The sequence below is a fragment of the Pseudoalteromonas sp. CO325X genome (assembly GCF_004208955.1).
In the GTDB taxonomy this organism is placed as follows: domain Bacteria; phylum Pseudomonadota; class Gammaproteobacteria; order Enterobacterales; family Alteromonadaceae; genus Pseudoalteromonas; species Pseudoalteromonas ruthenica.
Map to the genome: position 1 here is coordinate 289,866 of NZ_SGPG01000021.1, position 22,085 is coordinate 311,950.

The following is a 22,085-nucleotide window of genomic DNA, read 5'->3' on the forward strand; positions in this document are numbered from 1 at the left end:
ATGAACTGTACAAGTCGGCAATGCCATACCTAGTTGTACAAAAGTAGCCTTTGGCGAACGGGCGCCATCAGCTACCTTATACTTTCAAGCTTAGTTTAAGCCAGTTAGGTGGCACTTAACTCTTTACGTACAATCTCGGCTCCGGCACTGAGCGCACTGAGTTTGGCTCTCGCTACCGAGCGAGGCAACGGCGCCATGCCACAGTTAGTGCAAGGATAGAGCTTGTCGGCATCCACATATTTCAGTGCCGCGCGCAACGTGCTGGCCACCTCTTCAGGGGTTTCAATGCTATGGGTGGCCACATCAATGGCCCCCACCATCACTTTTTTGCCTCGGATCAGCGCCAGTAGCTCGATAGGCACATGGGAGTTGTGGCATTCCAAGGAAATTATGTCGATATTTGATGTTTGTAACTTCGGAAACACCTCTTCATATTGCCGCCACTGCGTGCCCAGAGTCTTCTTCCAATCGGTATTAGCTTTAATGCCATAGCCATAGCAGATATGCACAGCGGTTTCGCATTTCAGCCCTTCAATCGCTTTTTCTAAGCATGCGATGCCCCAATCGTTAACCTCGTCAAAGAACACATTAAATGCCGGCTCATCAAACTGAATAATATCAACGCCAGCGGCCTCAAGCTCTTTAGCCTCTTGGTTAAGTATTTTGGCAAACTCCCAGGCTAGCTTTTCGCGGCTTTGATAATGCTCGTCATACAAGGTGTCGACCATAGTCATCGGCCCCGGCAGCGCCCATTTAATCGGTTGTGTGGTTTGCTGGCGAAGAAACTCGGCATCAGCGACAAAGACCGGCTTGCTACGAGAAACGGGGCCAACCACGCAAGGCACACTGGCATCGTAACGGTCGCGAATTTTCACAGTTTTGCGGTTATTGAAGTCAACACCATTAAGATGCTCAATAAAGGTGGTCACAAAGTGTTGTCGTGTTTGCTCGCCATCGCTGACAATATCGGTACCAGCAACTTGCTGCTCATGCAGTGCTACCCGCAGGGCATCTTGCTTACCATCAATCAACGCGTCACCGTGCAATTTCCACGGTGACCACAGTGTTTCCGGCTCAGCCAACCATACCGGTTTAGGTAGGCTGCCAGCGCTTGAGGTGGGTAATAACTTGTTCATTATCAGCACTCTTCTAGGTTGTTGTTATTTATAAAGCGGTGTTGGCAGACCACTGCTCAAGTACCGACTGATAGGGTTTAATAAAGTGCTGCTCGGCGAATTTACCTTGGGCAATCGCCAATCGGCTGCGCTCTTCGCGGTCATAGACAATTTGCGTGAGCGAATGGTCCGCATTTCTCAGGTTAGGCTGATAACAGCTGCCCGCTACAGCGTTGGCATTGTAGATCTCTGGGCGATAAATTTTCTGGAAGGTTTCCATGGTGCTAATGGTGCTGATCAACTCCAAATTGGTGTAATCGTTTAACAAGTCACCAAAGAAGTAAAAGGCTAGCGGCGCTACACTGTTTGGCGGCATAAAGTAACGCACCTGAAGCCCCATCTTTTTAAAATACTGCTCGGTTAATGATGACTCGTTGGGATGATACTCAACACCTAAGACTGGATGTTGATTCTCGCTGCGGCGATAAACTTTATTGTCTGACACGCTAAGGCATATAACAGGTGGCTTGGCAAAATGCTGTTTGTAAGTGTTGGACTCAACAAAATGCTTAAACAGCTTACCATGCAGTTCACCAAAATCACCGGGGACACTAAAGCCCTCTTTATCTTTGTTGTGCTCTAGCAGTAACACACTAAAGTCATAGTCGCGCACATATGAGGAGAAGTTATTGCCAACAATGCCCTCGATACGCTCATTGGTGCGATGATCGATAATGTTGGTTTTCAGCACTTCAATCGATGGAAAGGCTTGTTCATCGCCGTCGATATGCATATCTACCGACACAATTTCTAGCTCTACGCCGTAACGGTTCCCTTCGGGGTTATCCCAATTGGCCAACGCATTAAAACGATTATCAATCATTCTTAAGGCGTTGCGTAAATTTTGTTGGCGGCTCTCGCCGCGAGCCAGGTTAGCAAAGTTGGTGGTAATACGCGTAGTGTCTGACGGCGTATAGTGCTCATCAAGACAAATGCTCTTAATGGTAAATGTGAAATCTTTTTTCATGACTCGTTGGTATCCAAATTCCTAAGGTGAAAGCAAACGTCTTCGTGCTGAGTATGCTGATGCAGCCAGGGTGATGACCGCCGTGGCTGTGTGAGCCAACTTACTCAGCAACATGGCTTAAGTTATACGTACATACTTGAATGAAGAAAAACGGTTTAATTTCAGGTAAAACATGAGCATGATTCATTTGCTGGCAAAGCCGTTGCTATTCCCTCAAAAAGCCCTGGCAAACCGTGAGCACACCGCCCCAAAAACACCCAGACTTCTAGCCATCTATATATAAAGATGTATTTTCCTCAAGTAAAAGCTGAGGAATATTCATGACTTAGCAGCACTAATTGCCGCAATGATGTTGATATACTCACGCCTCAGGTGGCAATCAAGTGACACAATAGGTGGATTGCTAGATAACGCGATACACCCCCTTGCAGGGGTCATTAGCCGTTTCAAGCAAATAACAATGAGAATAATGAAATGAGTGAGTTAGTCGTACTGTTTGTTTTCTGCGCAATACTGGGCAGTGCTGTGGGCTTTTTAGCGGGTTTACTTGGCATTGGTGGCGGGCTCGTCATTGTGCCTATTCTGAGCATGATTTTGCTGCACTTTGACGTGTTGCCCCCTGAGCAGGTTGTAGTTACCGCCATTGCCACCTCATTGGCATCGATTTTGTTTACATCTACGTCGTCAGCCATCGCTCATCATAAACATAGCAACGTTCCTTGGCAGTTAGCGCCTTGGGTGATGCTAGGTGTTGGTTTAGGCGCCCTGATCAGCGGCTTTATGGCAGCACTATTACCTGAGCACGTGGTGCGCTGGGTATTTGCTGTTAGTGTGTTTGCCATCGCTATAAAAATGCTGATGGGCAATAAAAGTACCAGCACCAATGCACGCTCCTTGCCTAATAAAGCAGTACTAACAACGCTAACAACTCTTACCGGTGGCTTATCGGCCATGATCGGTATCGGCGGCGGCGCAGTTTTAGTGCCGCTGTTGAACTTTTTCTCTGTGGATATGAAAAAAGCCATTGGCTGTGCATCTGCATGCGGCATTGTTATTGCCTTATTCGGCTCAATTGGTTACATCAGTGCAGGGGCGCAACATCTCGCCCTTACAGATGGTTTTGCTGGCTTTGTTTACCTGCCAGCGTTAGCGGGAATAGTTTGTACTTCATGGTTTAGCGCGCCTCTAGGGGCCAAGGCCACGCAAACCCTGCCTGTGACCACCATTAAGAAAATATTTGCACTGTTGTTGGTTATTATGGCGGTTAATATGCTCTTAAAGTAGCGAGCAAATCGGCCATAAAGTATGGGCTAAACACCTACCTTGCTCTTGTTTTCTGGGCGTTTTTATTCCGGCGCTATTGTTCTTCGTCCGCGCTGGCGTCGAGGACCAGTTCCTGCATTTGTTGTGGCGTGAATACAAAGAAATAGAGATTTTCAATTGTCGCCACTGCTCTGCCCTGCAACATGGGGTAATCCGAGGCATCAGTATCGAGCCAGTAGCCAGCTAACACTCCTTCCTTTATGGGGAAATAAACACTTTCACTGGTGGTGATGGCGTCGGGAGAATCAAACACATAATCGCCATAGTGCTGGTGCACAATGTTAACCAGTTCGCTTTGCTGCTGCTTACGCTGGCCCACTTGTGACATTAATTCAGACTCTTGCATACAGCCTCTTCGTTATTTAATTGCAGGTTATTTATAAGCTGGCTTAATCACTCTTCTCGCACTTGAGTAAAACAAAGCCACACAGTTAAGAATAAATATAACACGCCATATCTACAAGGCGACAACCTACAGCGGAGCCCTTTAATTACGAACTTTATCCGCTCTGATAAAAATCCAAGCTCATATAGGTTGCCACGAAAGCCTGATAACCATTCTCTATTAGCTATTTCATAAGACAAAATTACAGTTTATTATTAATCAGTTAAGGACTTTTGTAGTGCCGCCAGCACTATCACTTCAATCATTTAGGGAAATGAAAAACGATGAACAAACTCCATTGGCTGATCGCCTGCTTTTTTCTTCTTTTGCAATCACTACCCACCCGCGCCCAGTTAAGATTCCAATTAGAAATGATACCTAACCCTTATCAAGCACCTAAAGGGACAAGAGCCATACTAGTCAATGGTGACGGCTCGCACGTGGTTGTGTACGGCAAAAAAGTGGATGAGCATGATGATAAAATCCCTATGGCATTTCATTGGAGTGAGCGCGACGGCCATACCCACCTTGGCCTGTTAAATAACCGCAACGTACTGCTCCCCATGGATATCTCTGATGATGGCAAGGTCATCGTCGGCCATAATGGAGGGGCCAGTTTTGTGTGGACCAAGCAGCAAAAAATGCGTACCGTGCCCAAACTAAAAAACCATTACATCAACACCGCGATATCCATTTCGGCAGACGGTAAAACCGTGGTCGGCTATACCGGCTGGCAATCGGATATACGAGCCTTCCGTTGGGAAATAGGTAAATCATTACACGAGATTGGTACAGGCAAAGATAAAGTAAAGTGGCGTAACGCAACATACAGCTCAGAAGACGCCAGCGTGATTGTTGGCAGCACACCTGGGCAAGTTTATGTGTGGAAAAGTGATAACACTATAACCCCTATCATCGCGCCAGAGGACTGCCACTTTATTGCCGAGGACGTCTCTCATGACGGACACACTATTGGTGGACGCTGTAGCATCGATACGCCCATGGTATGGAATGAGTTTAATGGTTTTAGCACCTTGCCAATACCAGCTGAGGCGGCCACAGCCATGATCACAGCTATGTCAGGGGATGGCACAAAATTCCTCGGCTCAGCAAAGTATAAAGGTGAAAATTACATTGATACTTATCGCCCTATCTTATGGCATCAAAAGCACATTTACTTTCTTGATGACATTGTAAAACAGCTCAACCCAAATAAAGCGATGAAAAGAGTCACTATCAGTAACATCTCATCCAACGGCAAGGTGATTGTTGGTGGCTATAAAGACAGCATCGACCGCTACTATCCGTTTAAGCTGATAATTAAAGAGTGATGAAACCCTATGAGCGCTGAGGATGAAAACCGGACGAGCTTGTATTTTCAGCGCTTAACCATGTATAAAGCTATTTTTTGCATTAAAACCCACTTGGGCATGCCAAAGCACTGGAAAAATGCGCATAACTGCGGCAAGCTAGCCTTTTAAGATGTAAATAAAGTGTAACTTATGCGCACATGCATTGCTCTTTTGGCGTGGTTATTAATGCTGGCTTTGCCCACCTTAGCGTGGTCATCAGCACCGCTAAGGTTTGTAGCTGAAGATTTATACCCACTACACTTTGCAGACTCTGAAAAACAACCACAAGGCTTCTTAGTCGATGTGGTCAATATTGTTTTAGCACAGTGTCGTTGCCAAGGACAGGTGGAAATTATGCCTCAAGCAAGAGCATTTAAAGAGCTGCGAACAACACCGAACACACTGATGATTTCGTTACTAAAAACTCCACAGCGAGAGACTGAATTCATCTTTTTGGGCTCTGTTTTTAATGCTCACGCCTATCTGGTTGGCCTTAAAGAGCGGCAATTTAAGTTAACCGACTTGCAAAGTGCTCGCGGGCTACGAGTAAGCACGGTGCGCGGTTATTATAGCCACCAATACTTACAAAAAGCTGGCTTTTCGTTGCAACATGACTTAGTGCTGGCGCCCGAGCCTGCCAGCTTAATGAAAATGCTCTACAAACAGCGCACCGACTTGGTACTTACCAACACCTTGTCGTTAGATAAAGAACTTCGCAGTATTGGCCTTGACCCCAATCGGCTTGAAAAGAAACTGCACCTCCCCGAGCTCCCCAGCGAGCTGCATATTACTGCCAATAAGAAGCTTCCAGCAGACCTTGCCATCCGACTTCGCCAGTCACTTAAAGCCATCAAAGCATCAGGGCAATATCAAGCCCTGCTAAACAAGTGGCAATTGACTCTCTCAGCTTATTAAGGTGCGTTACCGAGAAGATTCATATGCCCTAGCTGAGCCTCATAGCTAACTTTGATGAGTGACACTCAGGGCAATACAGCTCTGGGCTAGGTAGTAAGTTGCAAGTAACATCGGCTGAGTCCATTGATAATTTTTAACAAAGCGACCGTAAGCCAGGATGGAGTCCGATACCATAAACAGGAGTGCGCCAATAAAAGCGTACACGCTGAGCGAATAACCTGAGCTCTGCCAAAAGGTATAACTTGCCACAACCATGAAAGTAAGCACAGCAGCATAGGCGTAAACAGGCCCACGCAACGCACCTAGGTGCTTATCTAGTTGCCGTATAAGAGCTCCTGCGTATGCCACTAGCGCCACCAGCAGTAAAGGGCTTAGAACGAACTCGGTGTTGTAAATGAAAGCGATGATATAAGCTAAATGAGCGATAAAAAACGCGACCAATCCTTGTAAAAAGTAGTCTTTTTTCAACATTAAAAAGATGTCGCCTAAAAGGGAGAAGACTAACCCTACAAATACCCAGTACTCTATCAGTGTAAACGCGCTTGTTTGGGTATATGCCAACATGGCAATTAGCACGGTCGTTAAGGGCTTAAACACATAGCACAGCGCGCTGCTATGGCGACTATCAGCAATAATATGAGTGCATGCAGAGACAAAAATTAACAGCAATAAAGTGTGAAATAACATAGTAATAGTTGTAGTTACCTTAGGCTCTAACTGCCGTGTGAAGTGGATAAAGTACGATAGCATTTAAGCCTTTGAGTGCCTCTTATGGCAGCGATTCCCATAACCATGTATTCAAAATACCTCTAGCTTAGCGTTATCACTTTGCTCTTAAATAGATTAGCAAGCCTATTAGCGTAGTCAGAGGCTGCACTTAAGCTATTGGTTTCCAAAATATTGATGCGTTCGCCGCTGTGCGCTACAACGTTGAGCTGATAGTCAATGAGTAGTGGCTGGTTGCGCCTAGCATAGCGGATGATCTGCAAGCTATCGATGTCGCTGGTATCCATAATACGGCTGTCCTTTGACAAACTCGCCGCGTTCGATAAGTACACTCCCTGCTCGTCAAAATAGAACGTGTTTTTAGGGGAAAAGGTTTTATAGGCGGCAAAAAGTAACAACAATAAAAAGATGCCCCCTTCCAAGGTGGGTGAGCGAGTCAGTTCATACCCTGGAATAACTCCCTCCTCTGGCACGATAATAGCTGCGACGATTGCAACGAAAAACATAACCAAGCCAAGGATATTTAACGATACGACTTTATCTTTAAACGACAATGCTGACCTGTAGCCTTCCGCACAGGGCGCTAGCATGGTAAAAGAGCTCACCGGCTCTACTTTGTGCCAATCATAGCCACGTAGATGTTGGTTCTCTTTTTTAGCCACTAGCTCTTGTAGCGCATCAAGGCGTGTTGAATCAGTAAAAGCCCGTATTAGTTCTTGCCAGTTTTCCTTAAAGTTAGCCTTACTCAAAAAGTAAATATTAGACAGGCTTAAGAGCACACCGATAAGGCATAAACCTGCGAATAGCTTGATATCCTCAACCAAACCAAAGGCAAAAATACAAAGAAAGAAATAAGCCGGTAACGACATGATCATAGGAAAGATAACACCCACGCTGACACCTCCATATACAGCAGATTGATGATATTCTCACTTTTTCAATCATTAGCAAAGCAAATCCCATAATAATATGGCACCCACAAAGCCGCTGAGGGCCAACCTTCCAGGCGTGTGGGTCAGCCTTTAAGACGTGTAGGTCAGGCTTTAGCATGACAGGCATAATGAATCGTTGTAGGTTAGGCTTTAGCCTAACAATCATAGTGAAACCCTGGTAGGCCGAGCTTTAGCCTAACAAGCACAGTGCAACCCTTTTAGGTCAGGCTTCAGCCTGACGAACATATTACAACCCTTGCAGATCAATTTTTATCGGTAATAAGGTAGTACAGGAGCAATTGACGATAGCACTAACAACACCAGTTTATTCAGTCAGATGTAGAGTTAGCTAACCCATCCGTGAAAGCATGGTATCCGGTGTAACTGAACTTACCTCGCTGGCCCCAACAATACCGAGAGGCAGGTGCGAAAGCGCGAGTTAACGCGTCGCAACTGAGTAAAACCGCTTATATAGCTCTAATTGCCCATACATTACTGTAAGCTTTGTATTGAGCAAAGCCCAACCCCATGCTGAACTTGCCTCAATTTAGCTGATAGAGCTAGTGCCAGCGAATGCTGCCAAAAAGAAGATTACCCCATGTAACTTCAGTGCCACAGTACGGCCCAATTAATATTGTACAGGTCGCCCCGTCTACTTTCGTTGTTACATACTCTGAATAAACTGTTTTTCCGTCAACAACCCATGACGTTGTGCCTGTTTGACCATAGGGAATGGTTAAAGGGATCGGAAGGGGAACAACGGGGCCAACAACAATACCTGCCCATTTGTAGTTGCCGTCGTGATGAAACACTTGCTCTGCATCTTCGGTGATTTTTGATTTATCCCCTATGGCATGGGTTTCGGTGTATACAATATCTGCGGAGACACATGCTTGTAGAGCTAACATGGTGAAAATGATTAACGATACGTCCTTGCATATTTTCATTATTAGTTGAATTTCTTATTATAAATATTAGGGACGCATTTAATCGCCAGCGTTGAACTTTGTCAACAAATAGACAAAGAACACGATAATTAGCCCCAACGCTCCCCACCTCGCATTGTTGACAGGTTTTACAGTGAGCCGTTGTAGGTCGGGCTAGTGGTTAGGTGTAGGTTAGGCTTCAGCCTAACAATCATAGTGAAACCCTTTTAGGCCGGGCTAGTGAATCGTTGTAGGTTAGGCTTTAGCCTAACAATCATAGTGAAACCCTTGTAGGCCGAGCTTTAGCTGCCCACTTCCCTAAAACCGAGTGAAAATATTTGCACTACACCTTATCTAACTAAAATAGTGCCTTGTTAATTAAGAGCCGCTGTGAGGTAAAAAAGCAAGACCTACCCAACACTCCCTCACTAATGCATTCCACATTCCATAGCGCCCTCTACCCGGTTATAATTATGCTCTATTATCGTCAACCCTTATCTCGAACTTCCATGAAAAAGCTCTCCAAAGTCCAGCTAAAACAACAGGCACTGGTACTCAACGTTGCCGATGCACTCGAAGAACAAGCGCGTGCAGAAATACCCGGCATGTTGCAATGCTGGTTTGATGTGGAGTACCACCTGTTCCCCGGCTCCCTGCTCCTGTGTTTTCAGTTCGAAAACGACCAAGCACTCAAGGCCGCCGAACCTCAACTACTCAAATGGCAAAAACGCTTAAGCGCCGCCATGCTGAAAAAAGGTGTGATCCTAAAAGATATGCGTAAGCACTTAACCTTTACCCTGAAAGGGCCAGAGGATTGAGATAGAAGAAACATGAGGCAGGTGAATGTGATGGACTGCACAACGCAAGAGCTGCCCTTATTGGCTTACGTAGCTTTCAACACGGGCAAGGATGATACCTGTAGGTCAGGCTTTAGCCTGGCAACTATGCTCATGTAGGTCATTGCTTTGTGCCGACAAGAAAGTAATTTGAAAAGCCTGAGTTTAGATTTATCAGGAATATCAAGTTGTCAGACTGAAGTCTGACCTACAGGCAGACACGTTTTACATTCTTAAAGCCGCATCAAAACTTTCCAACATGCACCCAACTGACAGCACCTTATCCCCCGTTTAAATTCGCGCTGTAGAAATCAGCTTTTGTTGCGGAGCGTGTTGCTGGCAGCGAGGCACGACGCCGAGGTAGATTTATCAGCGCAGGGAAGTGCTGTTAAATCGTGTCAGCAGCTAAGCGCAGCGTTTAACAAAAGATATGAGTTCGTAAGCATTGGCGAATTACGGGCGCCCTAGGAGTTGTTAGAGGAAATGGGCGCGCATTTCCTCTGACCCGAAGTCGGCGGCCCGACAAGATCTAACCACATTCATAAGGTTATCAGGCTGAAGTCTGGCCCACAAAACCAGTAAAGTTGATCGGTATGAAAACATCTCTTGTTAGACTGAAGTCTGACCTACAAGTTTATCATTGGTGGTTCGATATGAACTGGTAGCATGACCCTAAGTTGTCAGGCTAAAGCCTGACCTACAAGAAAAGCAAAGCTGACCTACAGGCGCTCATGCGCCGAATAACACCCACAAAAAAGCGCCCCTTGTTAGGGGCGCTTTTCAAACTAGTTAATTAACCCTCGCTGTGCAGCGAGAATAACACCCATTACTCGTCGCGATAGGTCTCTACCGCTGGGCAAGAGCACAGTAGGTTACGGTCGCCGTATACGTCATCAATACGGGTCACCGTTGGCCAGAACTTGTCTTTTGCCACACTCGGTACTGGGAATGCCGCATAGAAACGGTCGTACGCGCGGTCCCAATCGCTGCTTAGTACGTCAGCTTGGGTATGCGGCGCGTTAACAAGTGGGTTATCTTCGATAGACCATTCACCCGAAGCGATCTTCTCGATCTCGCCTTTAATCGCCACCATCGCTTCAATAAAGCGATCAATCTCAACTTTTGATTCCGACTCTGTCGGCTCAACCATTAAGGTGCCGGCAACCGGGAACGACATAGTTGGTGAGTGGAAACCATAGTCCTGTAGGCGTTTGGCTACGTCCATTTCACTGATGCCAGTGGCGTCTTTTAAAGGACGCAGGTCAATAATACACTCGTGCGCAACACGGTCATTACGGCCACGGTATAAAATTGGGAAGTGCTCGCTGAGTGTCTGTGCAAGGTAGTTAGCATTAACAATGGCGGTTTCGGTCGCTTGGCGCAAGCCTTCGCTGCCCATCATAGCAATGTATGCCCATGAGATAGGTAAAATCGCCGCTGAGCCATAAGGCGCCGCTGATACCGCGCCATTATCAACACTCGTGCCAGGCACGTTGATCACGCTGTGATTCGGCATAAATGGCGCAAGGTGCGATTTAACACCGATCGGACCCACACCTGGGCCACCGCCACCGTGTGGAATACAGAAGGTTTTATGCAGGTTTAGGTGCGATACATCAGAGCCAATTGAGCCCGGGCTTGTGACCCCCACCTGTGCATTCATGTTGGCGCCGTCCATATAGACTTGGCCGCCGTGCTGATGCACGATATCACAAATATCACGAATGGTTTCTTCGTATACACCGTGCGTCGATGGGTATGTGATCATGATGCAAGATAGATTTTCCGATACCTCAGCCGCTTTGGCCTTCAGGTCGTCCATATCGACGTTACCTTGCTTATCGCAATCAACAACAACAATTTTCATGCTCGCCATTTGCGCTGAAGCAGGGTTAGTACCGTGGGCAGAGCTTGGGATCAAGCATACGTTACGGTGACCTTCGCCGCGTGACTCGTGGTATTTACGAATGGCGATAAGGCCTGCATACTCACCCTGAGCACCGGAGTTTGGCTGCATTGATACGGCATCGTAGCCAGTAATATCAACCAACCAGTCGTGCAGCTCACCAATCATGATCTGATAGCCTTCGGCTTGATCCAGCGGGCAGAATGGGTGCAAGTTTGCAAACTCCGGCCACGTGATCGGGATCATCTCGGCGGTTGCGTTTAGCTTCATGGTGCATGAACCTAATGAGATCATTGAGTGGTTAAGCGCTAAGTCTTTATTCTCTAGGCGCTTAATATAGCGCAGCATTTCTGTTTCACTGTGGTACGAGTTGAAGTTCGGGTGCGTTAGCACTTCGTCATCACGTACTAGGCTAGCTGGGATAGACTGCGAACCATTGGCGCTGATTTGTGCGTCAAGGGCAGCCACATCAAGGCCATGACCTTCACCCAGAATGATATCGAATAGTTCAACAATGTCTTCACGAGTGGTGGTCTCAGACACCGATACCGAGTACTCGCCCGCGTGGTTAGTGGCAAAGTTCACTTGTGCCGCAAGCGCGCGAGCAACCACCTCTTCTTTATTCTGTGCCACAACCGTGATGGTGTCGAACCAAGTGTCGTGCTTAAGCGTGACGCCTTTCTCCTTAAGACCTGCAGCTAGAATATCAGCAAAGCGGTGGATACGCTCGGCGATGGTTTTAAGGCCTTCTGGGCCGTGGTAAACGGCGTAGAACGCTGCCATGTTCGCCAGTAACACCTGTGCAGTACAAATGTTTGAGTTGGCTTTTTCACGGCGGATATGCTGTTCACGAGTTTGCATCGCCATGCGCAGTGCATCATTACCGAGGCGGTCTTTTGATACACCGATGATACGACCTGGCAATGAACGCTTGTACTTGTCACGCGTGGTGAAGAAAGCGGCGTGAGGGCCACCATAACCCATTGGCACACCAAAGCGCTGCGCTGAACCAAGTACTACGTCGGCACCTAGTTTACCCGGCGCTTTAAGTAGCATCAGGGCCATGATGTCTGCTGCAACACAGGCCAATGCTTTTTTGTCTTGTACCGCCGCGATAAGATCAGTTAAGTCAACGACTTCACCACTGGTTGTTGGATACTGGAATAAGGCACCAAAGATGTCGTGGTTGGCCGCTTCCTGAGCAGGGCCAATAATAATGTCAAAGCCAAATTGCTCGGCACGGGTTTTAACCACATCAATGGTTTGTACGTGCACATCGTCGGCGATAAAGAAGCTGTTCGCTTTTTTCGCTTTGGCAACACGCTTAGCAAGCGCCATGGCCTCAGCTGCCGCCGTTGCTTCATCGAGCAAAGAAGCGCTCGCTAAATCTAGGCCAGTCAAATCCATCGACATAGTTTGGAAGTTTAATAGTGACTCCAAACGCCCTTGCGCAATCTCTGGCTGGTAAGGTGTGTAGGCTGTGTACCATCCTGGGTTTTCCAAAACGTTACGCAGGATCACATGAGGTACATGGGTGGGGTGATAGCCCTGACCAATGTAAGATTTAAATACTTTGTTTTTGCTCGCTACTGACTTTAAGTAGCTCAGCGCTTCAACCTCAGTGCGGCTTTCACCAATTTGCAGGCCGTTCTCAAGACGAATGCTGGCAGGAACGGTTTGTTCCATCAGCTGTTCAACACTCGATACTCCAAGAGCGCTTAGCATGTCGCTCATTTGCGCCGGGCTTGGGCCAATATGACGACGAATAAAATCTTGCTTTTGCTCTAACTGCTCAAGAGATTTGGCATTTGACATGTGTCCAGATTCCTATGATCCAAGAAATTAACGCGGCCTAGTGAGGGGTTATGGCCTACATGCAGGCACGTCACTAAACCTGTAAAGGTGCCGATATGGCGGCACAACTTAAAAAGCCCCGAAACGGGGCTTTTTGGGGCCGGGGCCCTACCGACGCTTATTCGTCGTCGATGCTATTTTGATACGCTTCGGCATCAAGCAGGTTGCTCAGCTCTGATTCGTCAGAGGCTTTAATGCGGAACAACCAGCCGTCACCGTAAGAGTCATTGTTGACCGTTTCTGGTGCGTCTTCTAACTCTTCGTTAATGGCAACAATTTCACCACCAATTGGCGCGTAAATGTCTGAAGCTGCTTTAACAGACTCAGCAACGGCACAGTCTTCGCCAGCGTCAACTTCATCGCCCACTTCAGGCAGCTCTACGAATACCATATCACCCAAAAGCTCTTGCGCGTGCTCGGTGATACCTACAGTGAAAGTGCCGTCGCCTTCAGGACGAACCCATTCGTGTGACGGGGCGTACTTTAACTCGCTTGGAATGTTGCTCATTATCTGTTCCTTTGGTGTTAAGTTTAAATTCTTATACTACGGCTTTACCTTGACGCACAAAGCAAGGTTTAACCACTTTAACATTGACTAATTTTTTACGCATTTCTACCTGCGCGGTCTCGCCGATGTCACGCGGTACGCGAGCAAGGGCAATACTGTGACCAAGCGTTGGTGAGAACGAACCCGAGGTGATCACCCCTTCGCCGGCATCGCTCACTACTTTTAAGCCACTACGTAACACGCCTTTTTCTTCCAGCACTAAGCCAACCAGCTTATGAGTGCTCTTTTCGGCGCGCTGCTGTTCAACGACTTCACGGCCTACGAATTGACGCTCAGCAGGTTCCCAAGCGATGGTCCAAGCCATGTTCGCAGCCAATGGCGAAACGCTCTCATCCATATCTTGACCGTATAGGTTCATACCAGCTTCTAGGCGCAAGGTATCACGAGCACCCAAGCCTGCTGGGGCAACACCGGCATCAAGCAGTTGCTGCCATAGCTCGGCTGCTTGCTCGTTAGGTACGACAATTTCGTAACCATCTTCGCCAGTATAGCCTGTTGTAGCGATAAATAAATCACCCGCTTGAACACCAAAAAACGGCTTCATATCAGCAACGGCTTGCTGCTGCTCGGCGCTTAAGATAGTGGCCGTTTTGGCTTTAGCATTAGGGCCCTGTACGGCAATCATGGCGTATTCTGGACGCTCGGTCACGGTCACACTGAAGCCGTCCTCTACTTTAGCCATGTGCGCCAAATCTTTATCGCGAGTCGCTGAATTAACAACAAGGCGATATTCATTCTCGCTGAAGTAGTAAATGATTAGGTCATCCACTACACCGCCCTGCTCGTCAAGCATTCCGGTGTACAAAGCTTTGCCAGCTACTGTCAGTTTAGCAACATCATTGGCAACCAGCTTTTGCAAAAATGCCTTGGCGTCATCGCCTTGCACGTCAACAATAGTCATATGTGATACGTCGAACATACCGGCATCAGTGCGCACCGCTTTGTGTTCTTCGATTTGCGAACCGTAGTTAATCGGCATATCCCAGCCGTGGAAATCGACCATTTTAGCACCGGCTTCAAGGTGCTTGGCGTGTAGAGGTGTTTTAGAAGACATAATATTCCTTCACGTTTTACAAACCCAGTATGGTGGGCGTGGCCTCGTTGTTCGAGGGGGAATAACATGGGCCGCGATTATACATAAGTTATGCGCCGCTGGCACCCAAATTAACATTTACTTTTCACACATTAAAACAGTAATGCGTACACTATGTTGTACTCACACTAAGCTGCATCAGCCTTGGGGTTAAAGTGTGCATCAACAAGTTGCTGCTTGAGTGTATCAAGCGCTGAACTGCGCGCAAATACGCGGTAAAACTGCTGCTCGGCGGCACTGGCAACGACAAAATAATCATCCCGTTGCACACCGTAATGTTGCTCAACACGACCAAGGGCCATGCCGCTAAACAAACTAAACTGGTGTTGCAGAAAGTCGCAGGCTGCCGGGCCCTGAAAATGGAGGCTTTGTAACTCTGGGCGCGGTAACACATCAACATCAAAACGCTCGCTGGCACTATTGAGTATGGGCATCAATTTATCTGCTTCTGTGGTCACTAGACGCAATGCGCTGTCGCTAAAGAAAAAGGCATCAAAGCTCACTGTATCAAGCTGGTAACGAACTGCCATGCCTGGCTGCTTGGCCCAGTTAAGGGTACAGTCACGTAAACTTTTTAAGAATAACAGCACTTCACTGCCGCCTAAATCGATGACTTGTTCGTGAGCACTGACAAAGGTATTGCTCGAGGCACTGTTAACGCCTTGATGGCGAGCAAAGAATACCGACTGAATAGCCATAGCTGTTTCTACTTTCTAGCACTAAACTGAGGCCAGTATAGAGCTGGGCTAAATTAACAACAAATTGTAATTTTTTATCGATTGATAAATAATTGCAATGTATAAAACCTTTTAAATTGGCTTTATTAATATGAAAAATATCCCTACCGACAGTTTGCGCACGCTAGTGACCGTAGTTGAAGTTGGCGGTTTCGCCAAGGCGGGTGAGCTGCTCGGGCTGTCGCAACCCGCCGTGAGTTTGCAAATAAAGCGCTTAGAGGAGCTGCTCGGGCGTAAGCTATTCAAAAAGCAAGGCCAACGGCAGATTCTTAACCATCAAGGCGAGCAACTGTTGCCGCTGGCAAAACAAATGCTCAAAGACAATGACGCCATTTTGCAGTTGTTTAGCAACGAAACCATCACCGGTAAGGTGCGTTTGGGGATCCCCAGTGAATTTGCCGCCAGTATTTTACCGGCCATCATCGGTGACTTTGTGTCGTTGTACCCCGATGTTTCACTGGAAGTAAAATCTGAGCTCAGCAAACAGTTGATGCATGTGAGTAATCGTGACGAATTTGATTTAGTGCTCACCCTAGTGGAGCAACTGGACAACCCGCATTACCCGAGCTTTTTACAAGATGATTTGGTGTGGGTCGGTAATACCCCCGCTAAGCTTACCGAGCCGGTCACCTTGGTTGTGGCGCCACAGGGATGTATTTATCGCCGCCGCGCGATTGAAGCGCTGGAGCAAGCCGGTGTATCTTGGCGTATTGTTTACACCAATGCCGATTTAACCGGCCTCACAGCAGCCATAAAAGAGCAGCTTGGGGTTACCGTACTCGCTCGTAAAACCGTGCCCGAAGAGCTGCCCTACACCGCTAACTCCGATGTATTGCCGGCACTGGGCCAGGTTGGGATCAGCCTTATCAAGCGCGGCCAGGAATCTTTGCAAGCCATTGATAAACTCGCCGAGTTTATCACTTTACGATTGAGCTAACGGCGTTGCCCTAGGGCTTGCTCAGCAAAAGCTTGCTTTAATGGCGCTATCTCGTTAACCGCGCTTAAGCCCAGGCCGCGCACTATTTTTTTCACTGGATTATCACCTGCGAACAGCCCTTTGAGTGCGCCCATGGTGGCAATGTGCTTTTGCGCATCGAGCTTACGCTCACGCTCATAGGTACGCAATGCCCGCGCTGTGGCGGTCATCGAATCAGTCAGTGCGTCACTAATAAGCGCACTCAGTCGTGCCGCATCTTGCAGGCCTAGGTTCATGCCGAGTCCTGCCAAAGGGTGAATGGTATGGGCGGCATCGCCAACCAACACAATACGTTCTTTCACCCATTGCCGGGCATAGCGCATAGTCAGCGGGAACACCGCTCGCGCTGATTGCACGGTGCATAATCCGCATTGACCATCAAACGCAGCAAACAAGGCTTTATTGAACTCTTGCTCACTCATGTTTTGGTAAGTGGCGGCCTGCTGTGGTGAGCAGGACCAAACAATAGAATGGTAATGGGGATCGGCCAGTGGTAAAAAGGCAAGCGGGCCGTCGCTTAAAAATACCTGTCGCGCACAGTTATCATGGGGCTGCGCCGTTTTTACTGTGGCTACCAGGGCATGATGACCATAATCTTTAAAGGTAATAGGCAGGTTGAAACGCTGGCGCACTCCCGAATTGGCCCCGTCGGCGGCAATTAACAGCTCACTCATCACCGGCGTGCCATCGGTTAAGGTAATAAGCACATTATTATCACCTTGATGGATGTCTTTGTAGGCGGTGTTAAAAAGCAGGGTAACGTTATCTTGGCGCTCTAGCTTTTCCACCAATGCCCGGTGGATCACATCATTTTCGATGATATGACCCAGATGGCTCACATCATATTCTTCGCTGGCAAAGTGAATATGCGCAAAGCTATCTTTATCGCGCACGTCCATTTGCGTATAAGGGGTCATGCGTTGCGCGGCTATACCCTGCCATACACCCAATTCTCGAAATAGCGCTTCACTGGCGTGATTAATGGCACTCACGCGCAACCCAAACTCCTCACTCAGCGGCTCACTACTACCTTTGGCGTCGATAACGGCCACAGAGATGCCTTTTAAGCTCAGTGCCAGCGCCGTGCTTAAGCCTACACAACCACCGCCAACAATGGCTACTTTTGCTTGGTGCATATTAATTAAATCCCATCAATTGTTTTGCTAGAGGTTGGCGCAGCGAACTACATAATTGCATCGCACTGAGGCCAACACTACGCCCTAAAGCAAGGGTACGCGAGCCATTAGAGAACAGCCGCACTAATGAGTCGGTAAGCTGCATCACTCGGCGAACATCGTCAAGACGGGCACGGCTGTAACCTTGAGTAAAATGATAATTCCCCAAGCTATTTGCATCAGCATCGCGAATACGCTGTGCTAATTCTTTGATATCACGCAGGCCAAGGTTGAAACCCTGCCCAGCGATAGGGTGAATGGCGTGGGCAGCATTTCCTATTACCACGGTGCGATGGCTGCTCAGGCTTTGCGCCTGGCCAAAGCTTAACGGGTACACGCTGCGCTCTCCCACTTGGGTAAAGAGCCCAGCTCGGTAGCCAAACTCCTGTTGCAGGGCAGCGGTAAACTCCGCTGCACTTAGTTGTTGCATGGTGTGTAACTTCTGTGGATTATCGCACCATACTAATGAATAGCGGTTTTGTGACATAGGCAACAGCGCTATAGGGCCGTGCTCAGTAAAGCGTTCAAAAGCATGGTGATGGTGCCCACCTTGGACTTGGACGTTAGCGATCAGCGCGTGCTGCTCATACTGTGTGGTAGGAAAATCTATATGCACTAATGAGCGCGTTGGCGACTGCGCACCGTCCGCTATCACCACTAACTTAGCCCATAACTGCGCGCCACAATCAAGAGTAACGCAGTTGTAATCAGCATGCAGTGTTATATCACTCACGCGCGACGGGCAATGCCAAGCTAACTGGCTGTGCTCTTTTGCGGCATGCGTAAGTCGCTGACCCCAAGGGCGGACCTCAACAACATAGCCCAACGCATTGAGCTGATAGTCGTGATGATGAATTTGCGTTTTACCAAAATGACCACGATCTGAAACCTGCACTTGCTGGATTGCGCTGGCATAGTCCACAGCGGTGTCAAACAGCTGATGTTGCTGCAAATACGCCACAGAATCCGCTGCCAAAGCGATACAGCGATCATCAAAGCTGGGGTGGTAGCTTTGTAACTCGTGGGCTTCAATAACAGCAATACTCAGCTTGGGGCATTGCTGCATAAGAATATTAGCCAGTGTGCTTCCAACAAGCCCACCGCCAACAATAACAACATCAGTGTGCTGCACCCTTTAACTCTCCTGCATTAATGCTTCTATAGCGGCAATGTCTTTTGGTACGCTGGCACTGAGGTTTTCGTGCCCTTTTTCTGTCACCAGAACATCGTCTTCGATACGGATACCAATACCGCGATATTGCTCCGCCACCGGCGCATCCTCGGCAATGTAGAGACCAGGCTCTATGGTCAGCACCATACCAGGGGCAAACTCACGATCTTGCTCATCTTTTTTATATTCACCCACATCGTGCACGTCGAGCCCTAACCAATGACCGAGACCATGCATGTAAAACGCGCGAAACGCTTGGCTTTCGACAAGCTCATCGATATTGCCTTCAAGTAGACCTAGTTTCACCAGCCCCTCGGTCAACATGCGGTTCACCACTTTAGCTGCTTGCGCGAGGGTGTTTCCAGGTTTTACGACCTCCAAAGCGGCAAGCTGAGCATCCAGTACCACTTGATAGAGGGCTTTTTGCGCAGCATTAAAGCGACCATTAACCGGGAAGGTTCGGGTGATATCGGCTGCATAACCATCGAGCTCGCATCCCGAGTCTATCAATATTAAGTCGCCATCTTTCAAGGTCGACTCATTTTCGGTGTAATGCAAAATAGTGGCATTGTCACCACTGCCGACAATAGTGCCGTAAGCAGGGTGACGGGCTCCATTCATAGCATAATGGTGATGCAGCTCCGCCTCTAATTGGTACTCGGTGGCGCCGGGTTTTGCAAAACGCATAGCGCGCTCATGAGCCTCGGCACTAATTTTTGCGGCGCGGCGCATAATGGCTATTTCTGCGTCTGATTTAAACAGACGCATTTCATGTACTAAAGTGCGAATATCACGGATCACTTCAGGGGCGCGATAACCTTTTTTGGGGGCACCACGTAAGGTGTTCAAAAGCGCGAGCACTTGGTTATCTACGTCACTATAAACACCTTGGCCGTAGTACAAGGTACTTTTTTGATTAACGGCATCAAGCAGGCCCTGCTCCAGCTCTGCTAGGGTATAAGCCTCATCCACTGGCAGCTGCTGTTTGGCGGCATCTGCGCCTAAGCGTCGGCCATGCCAAATCTCAGCGCTTTTATCTTTGGCGCGACAATAAAGTATCGATTTCTGCTGCTCGCTATTGATCAGCACCAACATAGCATCCGGTTCGTTGAATCCTGTTAAATAGAAAAAGTCGCTATCTTGGCGAAACGGAAATTCGGTGTCGCGGCTGCGCGTAATTTCTTTGGCCGCCGGGATCACGGCTACCGAATTAGTTTTCATTTGCGCCAATAACCGCTGCTGACGCATTAGGTATTCGTTTTTGCTAATAGTCATTAGTGTAAAGTCTTTGATGTTTGTGCAGTGTTTTCATGCTTGCCCAGCTCGGAGAAGCACAACATAGCCGATACGCGCACGTACTCAAGCACTTCGTGTAATGCTTGTTTATCTTCTTCTGTTTCATCAAAGTGGGTATCGAGGCGGCTGATTTCAGTGAAATCTTGGATCACTTCTTTGACATCGCCGGAGATCTTACCGTAGTCCTGCTGTTTTAAGCCAAAACCAAGTAAAAAGCCATTGACCCAGGCAACCAAGGCATTCGCCTGGTCGATAAGGCTGTCCTCTTCATCGGGCAATAGCATCTCAAACTGTAACTGTTCATTTGTGAAACTCTCTACCACCTGGGTATAGAGTTCACTAAGCCAGTGTTTCAGGTTTTTCTCAAAACTGATACCGTCGTTCAGCACATCACACAACAGCCCTTGGTAGTCTTTCTCTTCAATATCGACACCACAGGCTAACAACCCAGTTATAATGCCATGGACTTCAGCCGGCATTACAAAAATATCATTACTCTCGAGAAGTTGCTGTGCTTGTTGGTAGGTACGTTGGTCGCTCATGATAGGCTCGCGTATGACGAAATATTTTAAATTACAGTTATTAATGCTACCACTGCTGCGAGGCCGACTCCACAGTATTGTATGACAGCGATCAAATATCCAGCACTTGATGAGACTCCCGCTTACTTTAACAGCAAATGACGTGATAATTTGTAACTGAGGCTGTATCCCTAGGCCTGTGTCTTATATACTGAAAGAGTTCCCTAGCTTGTTGGCCAGCGAATGATGTCCCTGAGCCGATAAACTTTGATTAGGAACACATCTTGTGGGCTACTGTGCAAGCTCGGCATGTACCGAGAAGCCTACGGTCTACAGGTGTCTTCCGCCTTGAACCTTAGGGTTCAAGGGCTGATATTCGCAGCCGCAATGCCGGGGAACACTCCTCCTTTATTACTCCCGTATATTTAGAATTCCCATTTTATTTTTAAGCCTTAGAGAGGCTGTGTTGTAGGTCAGGGTTTATCTTGACAAAGGTGTTACAAGGCTGAAGCCAGGCCTACAGGTGTGGTGACCGGTGATGCTGTGTTGTAGGTCAGGATTTATCCTGACTAGATGTTGCAAGGCTGAAGCCTTACCTACAGGTGCGGTGAAAGGTGATGCTGTGTTCTAGGTCAGGGTTTACCCTGACTAAGATGATGCAAGGCTAAAGCCTAGCCTACAGTTGTGGTGACCGGTGGCACTGTGTTGTGGGTCAGGGTGGTTTTACGCTGACTGGGGTGCTTTGTTGTAGGTCAGGATTTATCCTGACTAGGGTGGATGCAAGGCTGAAGCCTTGCCTACTAATATGGTGATGAATGTTTAGCTGTGTTTGTGGGTCAGGGTTTACCCTGACTAGGTGATGCAAGGCTAAAGCCTTGCCTACGGGTGTGGGGTTTTTCTGGTGTTTAGTTCTGTTGTAGGTAGCTCTGTTGTGGGTCAGGATTTATCCTGACTAGGTGTCGCTAGGCTGAAGCCTGGCCTACACGCATAAAAAAACCCGCTGCATTTTTGCAACGGGTTTCTCTTAATAAGGCCCTGACGATGTTCTACTTTCACATGGGTGAACCCACACTATCATCGACGCTGTTTCGTTTCACTTCTGAGTTCGGCATGGAGTCAGGTGGTTCCAAAACGCTATGTTCGTCAGGAAAATCTTTAAAATTCTTTTCGCTCTAAAAAACCCGCTGCACTGGTGCAACGGGTCTCTCTAATTAGGAGCCTGGTGATGACCTACTTTCACATGGGCGAACC

At 47.8% G+C, this 22,085-nt stretch carries 19 protein-coding genes, 1 rRNA gene and 1 other RNA gene; 6 read left to right on the forward strand and 15 right to left on the reverse strand.

Translation table 11 applies throughout. The features are described from left to right. Nucleotides 1-104: 104 nt before the first annotated feature. Both EXT46_RS12100 and EXT46_RS12105 read right to left on the reverse strand, forming a co-directional pair. The gene (locus tag EXT46_RS12100; RefSeq protein WP_045978264.1) at nucleotides 105-1,136 is read right to left on the reverse strand and encodes a methionine synthase; all 1,032 of its coding nucleotides are present in this window, start codon (nucleotides 1,134-1,136) and stop codon (nucleotides 105-107) included. 28 nt (nucleotides 1,137-1,164) lie between these two features. Next, on the reverse strand, nucleotides 1,165-2,142 hold the full coding sequence (locus EXT46_RS12105; protein WP_130147536.1) for a DUF1852 domain-containing protein: 978 nt from the start codon (nucleotides 2,140-2,142) through the stop codon (nucleotides 1,165-1,167). Between the two features lie 474 nt (nucleotides 2,143-2,616). On the opposite strand from EXT46_RS12105, the gene EXT46_RS12110 reads away from it, so the two are divergent. Further along, on the forward strand, nucleotides 2,617-3,426 hold the full coding sequence (locus EXT46_RS12110) for a sulfite exporter TauE/SafE family protein (protein ID WP_130147538.1): 810 nt from the start codon (nucleotides 2,617-2,619) through the stop codon (nucleotides 3,424-3,426). Nucleotides 3,427-3,499: 73 nt separating this feature from the next. Here EXT46_RS12110 and EXT46_RS12115 read toward each other — a convergent pair whose 3' ends face one another. Beyond that, nucleotides 3,500-3,811, reverse strand: a complete 312-nt coding sequence (locus tag EXT46_RS12115) for a hypothetical protein (protein WP_130147540.1) — start codon at nucleotides 3,809-3,811, stop codon at nucleotides 3,500-3,502. Between the two features lie 323 nt (nucleotides 3,812-4,134). Between EXT46_RS12115 and EXT46_RS12120 the strand changes: the two genes are divergently transcribed. Both EXT46_RS12120 and EXT46_RS12125 read left to right on the forward strand, forming a co-directional pair. Further along, nucleotides 4,135-5,181 (forward strand): hypothetical protein, encoded by a 1,047-nt coding sequence (locus tag EXT46_RS12120; RefSeq protein WP_130147542.1) that lies wholly within the window; start codon nucleotides 4,135-4,137, stop codon nucleotides 5,179-5,181. Nucleotides 5,182-5,352: 171 nt separating this feature from the next. Further along, complete coding sequence (locus tag EXT46_RS12125) at nucleotides 5,353-6,117, forward strand: transporter substrate-binding domain-containing protein (RefSeq protein WP_130147544.1); 765 nt, start codon at nucleotides 5,353-5,355, stop codon at nucleotides 6,115-6,117. 45 nt (nucleotides 6,118-6,162) lie between these two features. Here EXT46_RS12125 and EXT46_RS12130 read toward each other — a convergent pair whose 3' ends face one another. The 3 genes from EXT46_RS12130 to EXT46_RS12140 form a co-directional block, all read right to left on the reverse strand. Continuing rightward, the gene (locus EXT46_RS12130; RefSeq protein ID WP_165381115.1) at nucleotides 6,163-6,804 is read right to left on the reverse strand and encodes a lysoplasmalogenase; all 642 of its coding nucleotides are present in this window, start codon (nucleotides 6,802-6,804) and stop codon (nucleotides 6,163-6,165) included. A gap of 122 nt (nucleotides 6,805-6,926) precedes the next feature. Next, on the reverse strand, nucleotides 6,927-7,736 hold the full coding sequence (locus EXT46_RS12135) for a hypothetical protein (protein ID WP_130147548.1): 810 nt from the start codon (nucleotides 7,734-7,736) through the stop codon (nucleotides 6,927-6,929). A gap of 599 nt (nucleotides 7,737-8,335) precedes the next feature. Continuing rightward, complete coding sequence (locus EXT46_RS12140) at nucleotides 8,336-8,722, reverse strand: hypothetical protein (RefSeq protein WP_022946228.1); 387 nt, start codon at nucleotides 8,720-8,722, stop codon at nucleotides 8,336-8,338. Between the two features lie 488 nt (nucleotides 8,723-9,210). Between EXT46_RS12140 and EXT46_RS12145 the strand changes: the two genes are divergently transcribed. Continuing rightward, nucleotides 9,211-9,519: a hypothetical protein gene (locus tag EXT46_RS12145; protein WP_130147550.1), complete on the forward strand. Its 309-nt coding sequence runs from the start codon at nucleotides 9,211-9,213 to the stop codon at nucleotides 9,517-9,519. A gap of 844 nt (nucleotides 9,520-10,363) precedes the next feature. Here EXT46_RS12145 and gcvP read toward each other — a convergent pair. The 4 genes from gcvP to EXT46_RS12165 form a co-directional block, all read right to left on the reverse strand. Then, a complete protein-coding gene (gene gcvP, locus EXT46_RS12150) occupies nucleotides 10,364-13,258 on the reverse strand; it encodes an aminomethyl-transferring glycine dehydrogenase (RefSeq protein WP_130147552.1) in 2,895 nt (964 codons plus the stop codon). 157 nt (nucleotides 13,259-13,415) lie between these two features. Then, on the reverse strand, nucleotides 13,416-13,805 hold the full coding sequence (gene gcvH, locus EXT46_RS12155) for a glycine cleavage system protein GcvH (protein ID WP_022946239.1): 390 nt from the start codon (nucleotides 13,803-13,805) through the stop codon (nucleotides 13,416-13,418). A gap of 31 nt (nucleotides 13,806-13,836) precedes the next feature. Beyond that, nucleotides 13,837-14,919: a glycine cleavage system aminomethyltransferase GcvT gene (gcvT, locus tag EXT46_RS12160; protein WP_130147554.1), complete on the reverse strand. Its 1,083-nt coding sequence runs from the start codon at nucleotides 14,917-14,919 to the stop codon at nucleotides 13,837-13,839. A gap of 167 nt (nucleotides 14,920-15,086) precedes the next feature. Further along, a complete protein-coding gene (locus EXT46_RS12165) occupies nucleotides 15,087-15,656 on the reverse strand; it encodes a hypothetical protein (RefSeq protein ID WP_022946241.1) in 570 nt (189 codons plus the stop codon). 130 nt (nucleotides 15,657-15,786) lie between these two features. Between EXT46_RS12165 and EXT46_RS12170 the strand changes: the two genes are divergently transcribed. Beyond that, the gene (locus EXT46_RS12170) at nucleotides 15,787-16,632 is read left to right on the forward strand and encodes a LysR substrate-binding domain-containing protein (RefSeq protein WP_045980655.1); all 846 of its coding nucleotides are present in this window, start codon (nucleotides 15,787-15,789) and stop codon (nucleotides 16,630-16,632) included. Here the strand turns inward: EXT46_RS12170 and EXT46_RS12175 are convergent. From EXT46_RS12175 to EXT46_RS12190, 4 genes are read right to left on the reverse strand one after another with little or no spacing between them, the layout of a single operon-like run. After that, entirely contained in the window at nucleotides 16,629-17,807 is a 1,179-nt protein-coding gene (locus EXT46_RS12175) for an FAD-dependent oxidoreductase (protein WP_053911909.1), read from the reverse strand. The two genes, EXT46_RS12170 and EXT46_RS12175, sit on opposite strands and share 4 nt — an antisense overlap. Nucleotide 17,808: 1 nt before the next feature. Continuing rightward, complete coding sequence (gene ubiH / locus EXT46_RS12180; protein ID WP_053911910.1) at nucleotides 17,809-18,978, reverse strand: 2-octaprenyl-6-methoxyphenyl hydroxylase; 1,170 nt, start codon at nucleotides 18,976-18,978, stop codon at nucleotides 17,809-17,811. Between the two features lie 3 nt (nucleotides 18,979-18,981). After that, nucleotides 18,982-20,292 carry a Xaa-Pro aminopeptidase gene (pepP, locus tag EXT46_RS12185; protein ID WP_053911911.1) on the reverse strand — a complete coding sequence of 437 codons (1,311 nt, stop codon included), beginning with the start codon at nucleotides 20,290-20,292 and terminating at the stop codon, nucleotides 18,982-18,984. Beyond that, nucleotides 20,292-20,855 carry a UPF0149 family protein gene (locus EXT46_RS12190; RefSeq protein WP_022946246.1) on the reverse strand — a complete coding sequence of 188 codons (564 nt, stop codon included), beginning with the start codon at nucleotides 20,853-20,855 and terminating at the stop codon, nucleotides 20,292-20,294. Before EXT46_RS12190 ends, pepP begins: the two co-directional genes overlap by 1 nt. Nucleotides 20,856-21,052: 197 nt before the next feature. Here EXT46_RS12190 and ssrS point away from each other — a divergent pair. Beyond that, nucleotides 21,053-21,235: non-coding RNA, 6S RNA (ssrS, locus tag EXT46_RS12195), on the forward strand. 632 nt (nucleotides 21,236-21,867) lie between these two features. Here ssrS and rrf read toward each other — a convergent pair. Then, a 5S ribosomal RNA gene (gene rrf, locus EXT46_RS12200) occupies nucleotides 21,868-21,982 on the reverse strand. Nucleotides 21,983-22,085 lie beyond the last annotated feature (103 nt).

Coding starts and splice junctions, on each gene's coding strand:
- EXT46_RS12100 (WP_045978264.1), bottom strand. CDS start 1,136: ATGAACAAGTTATTACCCACCTCAAGCGCTGGCAGCCTACCTAAACCG.
- EXT46_RS12105 (WP_130147536.1), bottom strand. CDS start 2,142: ATGAAAAAAGATTTCACATTTACCATTAAGAGCATTTGTCTTGATGAG.
- EXT46_RS12110 (WP_130147538.1), top strand. CDS start 2,617: ATGAGTGAGTTAGTCGTACTGTTTGTTTTCTGCGCAATACTGGGCAGT.
- EXT46_RS12115 (WP_130147540.1), bottom strand. CDS start 3,811: ATGCAAGAGTCTGAATTAATGTCACAAGTGGGCCAGCGTAAGCAGCAG.
- EXT46_RS12120 (WP_130147542.1), top strand. CDS start 4,135: ATGAACAAACTCCATTGGCTGATCGCCTGCTTTTTTCTTCTTTTGCAA.
- EXT46_RS12125 (WP_130147544.1), top strand. CDS start 5,353: ATGCGCACATGCATTGCTCTTTTGGCGTGGTTATTAATGCTGGCTTTG.
- EXT46_RS12130 (WP_165381115.1), bottom strand. CDS start 6,804: ATGTTATTTCACACTTTATTGCTGTTAATTTTTGTCTCTGCATGCACT.
- EXT46_RS12140 (WP_022946228.1), bottom strand. CDS start 8,722: ATGAAAATATGCAAGGACGTATCGTTAATCATTTTCACCATGTTAGCT.
- EXT46_RS12145 (WP_130147550.1), top strand. CDS start 9,211: ATGAAAAAGCTCTCCAAAGTCCAGCTAAAACAACAGGCACTGGTACTC.
- gcvP (WP_130147552.1), bottom strand. CDS start 13,258: ATGTCAAATGCCAAATCTCTTGAGCAGTTAGAGCAAAAGCAAGATTTT.
- gcvH (WP_022946239.1), bottom strand. CDS start 13,805: ATGAGCAACATTCCAAGCGAGTTAAAGTACGCCCCGTCACACGAATGG.
- gcvT (WP_130147554.1), bottom strand. CDS start 14,919: ATGTCTTCTAAAACACCTCTACACGCCAAGCACCTTGAAGCCGGTGCT.
- EXT46_RS12165 (WP_022946241.1), bottom strand. CDS start 15,656: ATGGCTATTCAGTCGGTATTCTTTGCTCGCCATCAAGGCGTTAACAGT.
- EXT46_RS12170 (WP_045980655.1), top strand. CDS start 15,787: ATGAAAAATATCCCTACCGACAGTTTGCGCACGCTAGTGACCGTAGTT.
- EXT46_RS12175 (WP_053911909.1), bottom strand. CDS start 17,807: ATGCACCAAGCAAAAGTAGCCATTGTTGGCGGTGGTTGTGTAGGCTTA.
- pepP (WP_053911911.1), bottom strand. CDS start 20,292: ATGACTATTAGCAAAAACGAATACCTAATGCGTCAGCAGCGGTTATTG.
- EXT46_RS12190 (WP_022946246.1), bottom strand. CDS start 20,855: ATGAGCGACCAACGTACCTACCAACAAGCACAGCAACTTCTCGAGAGT.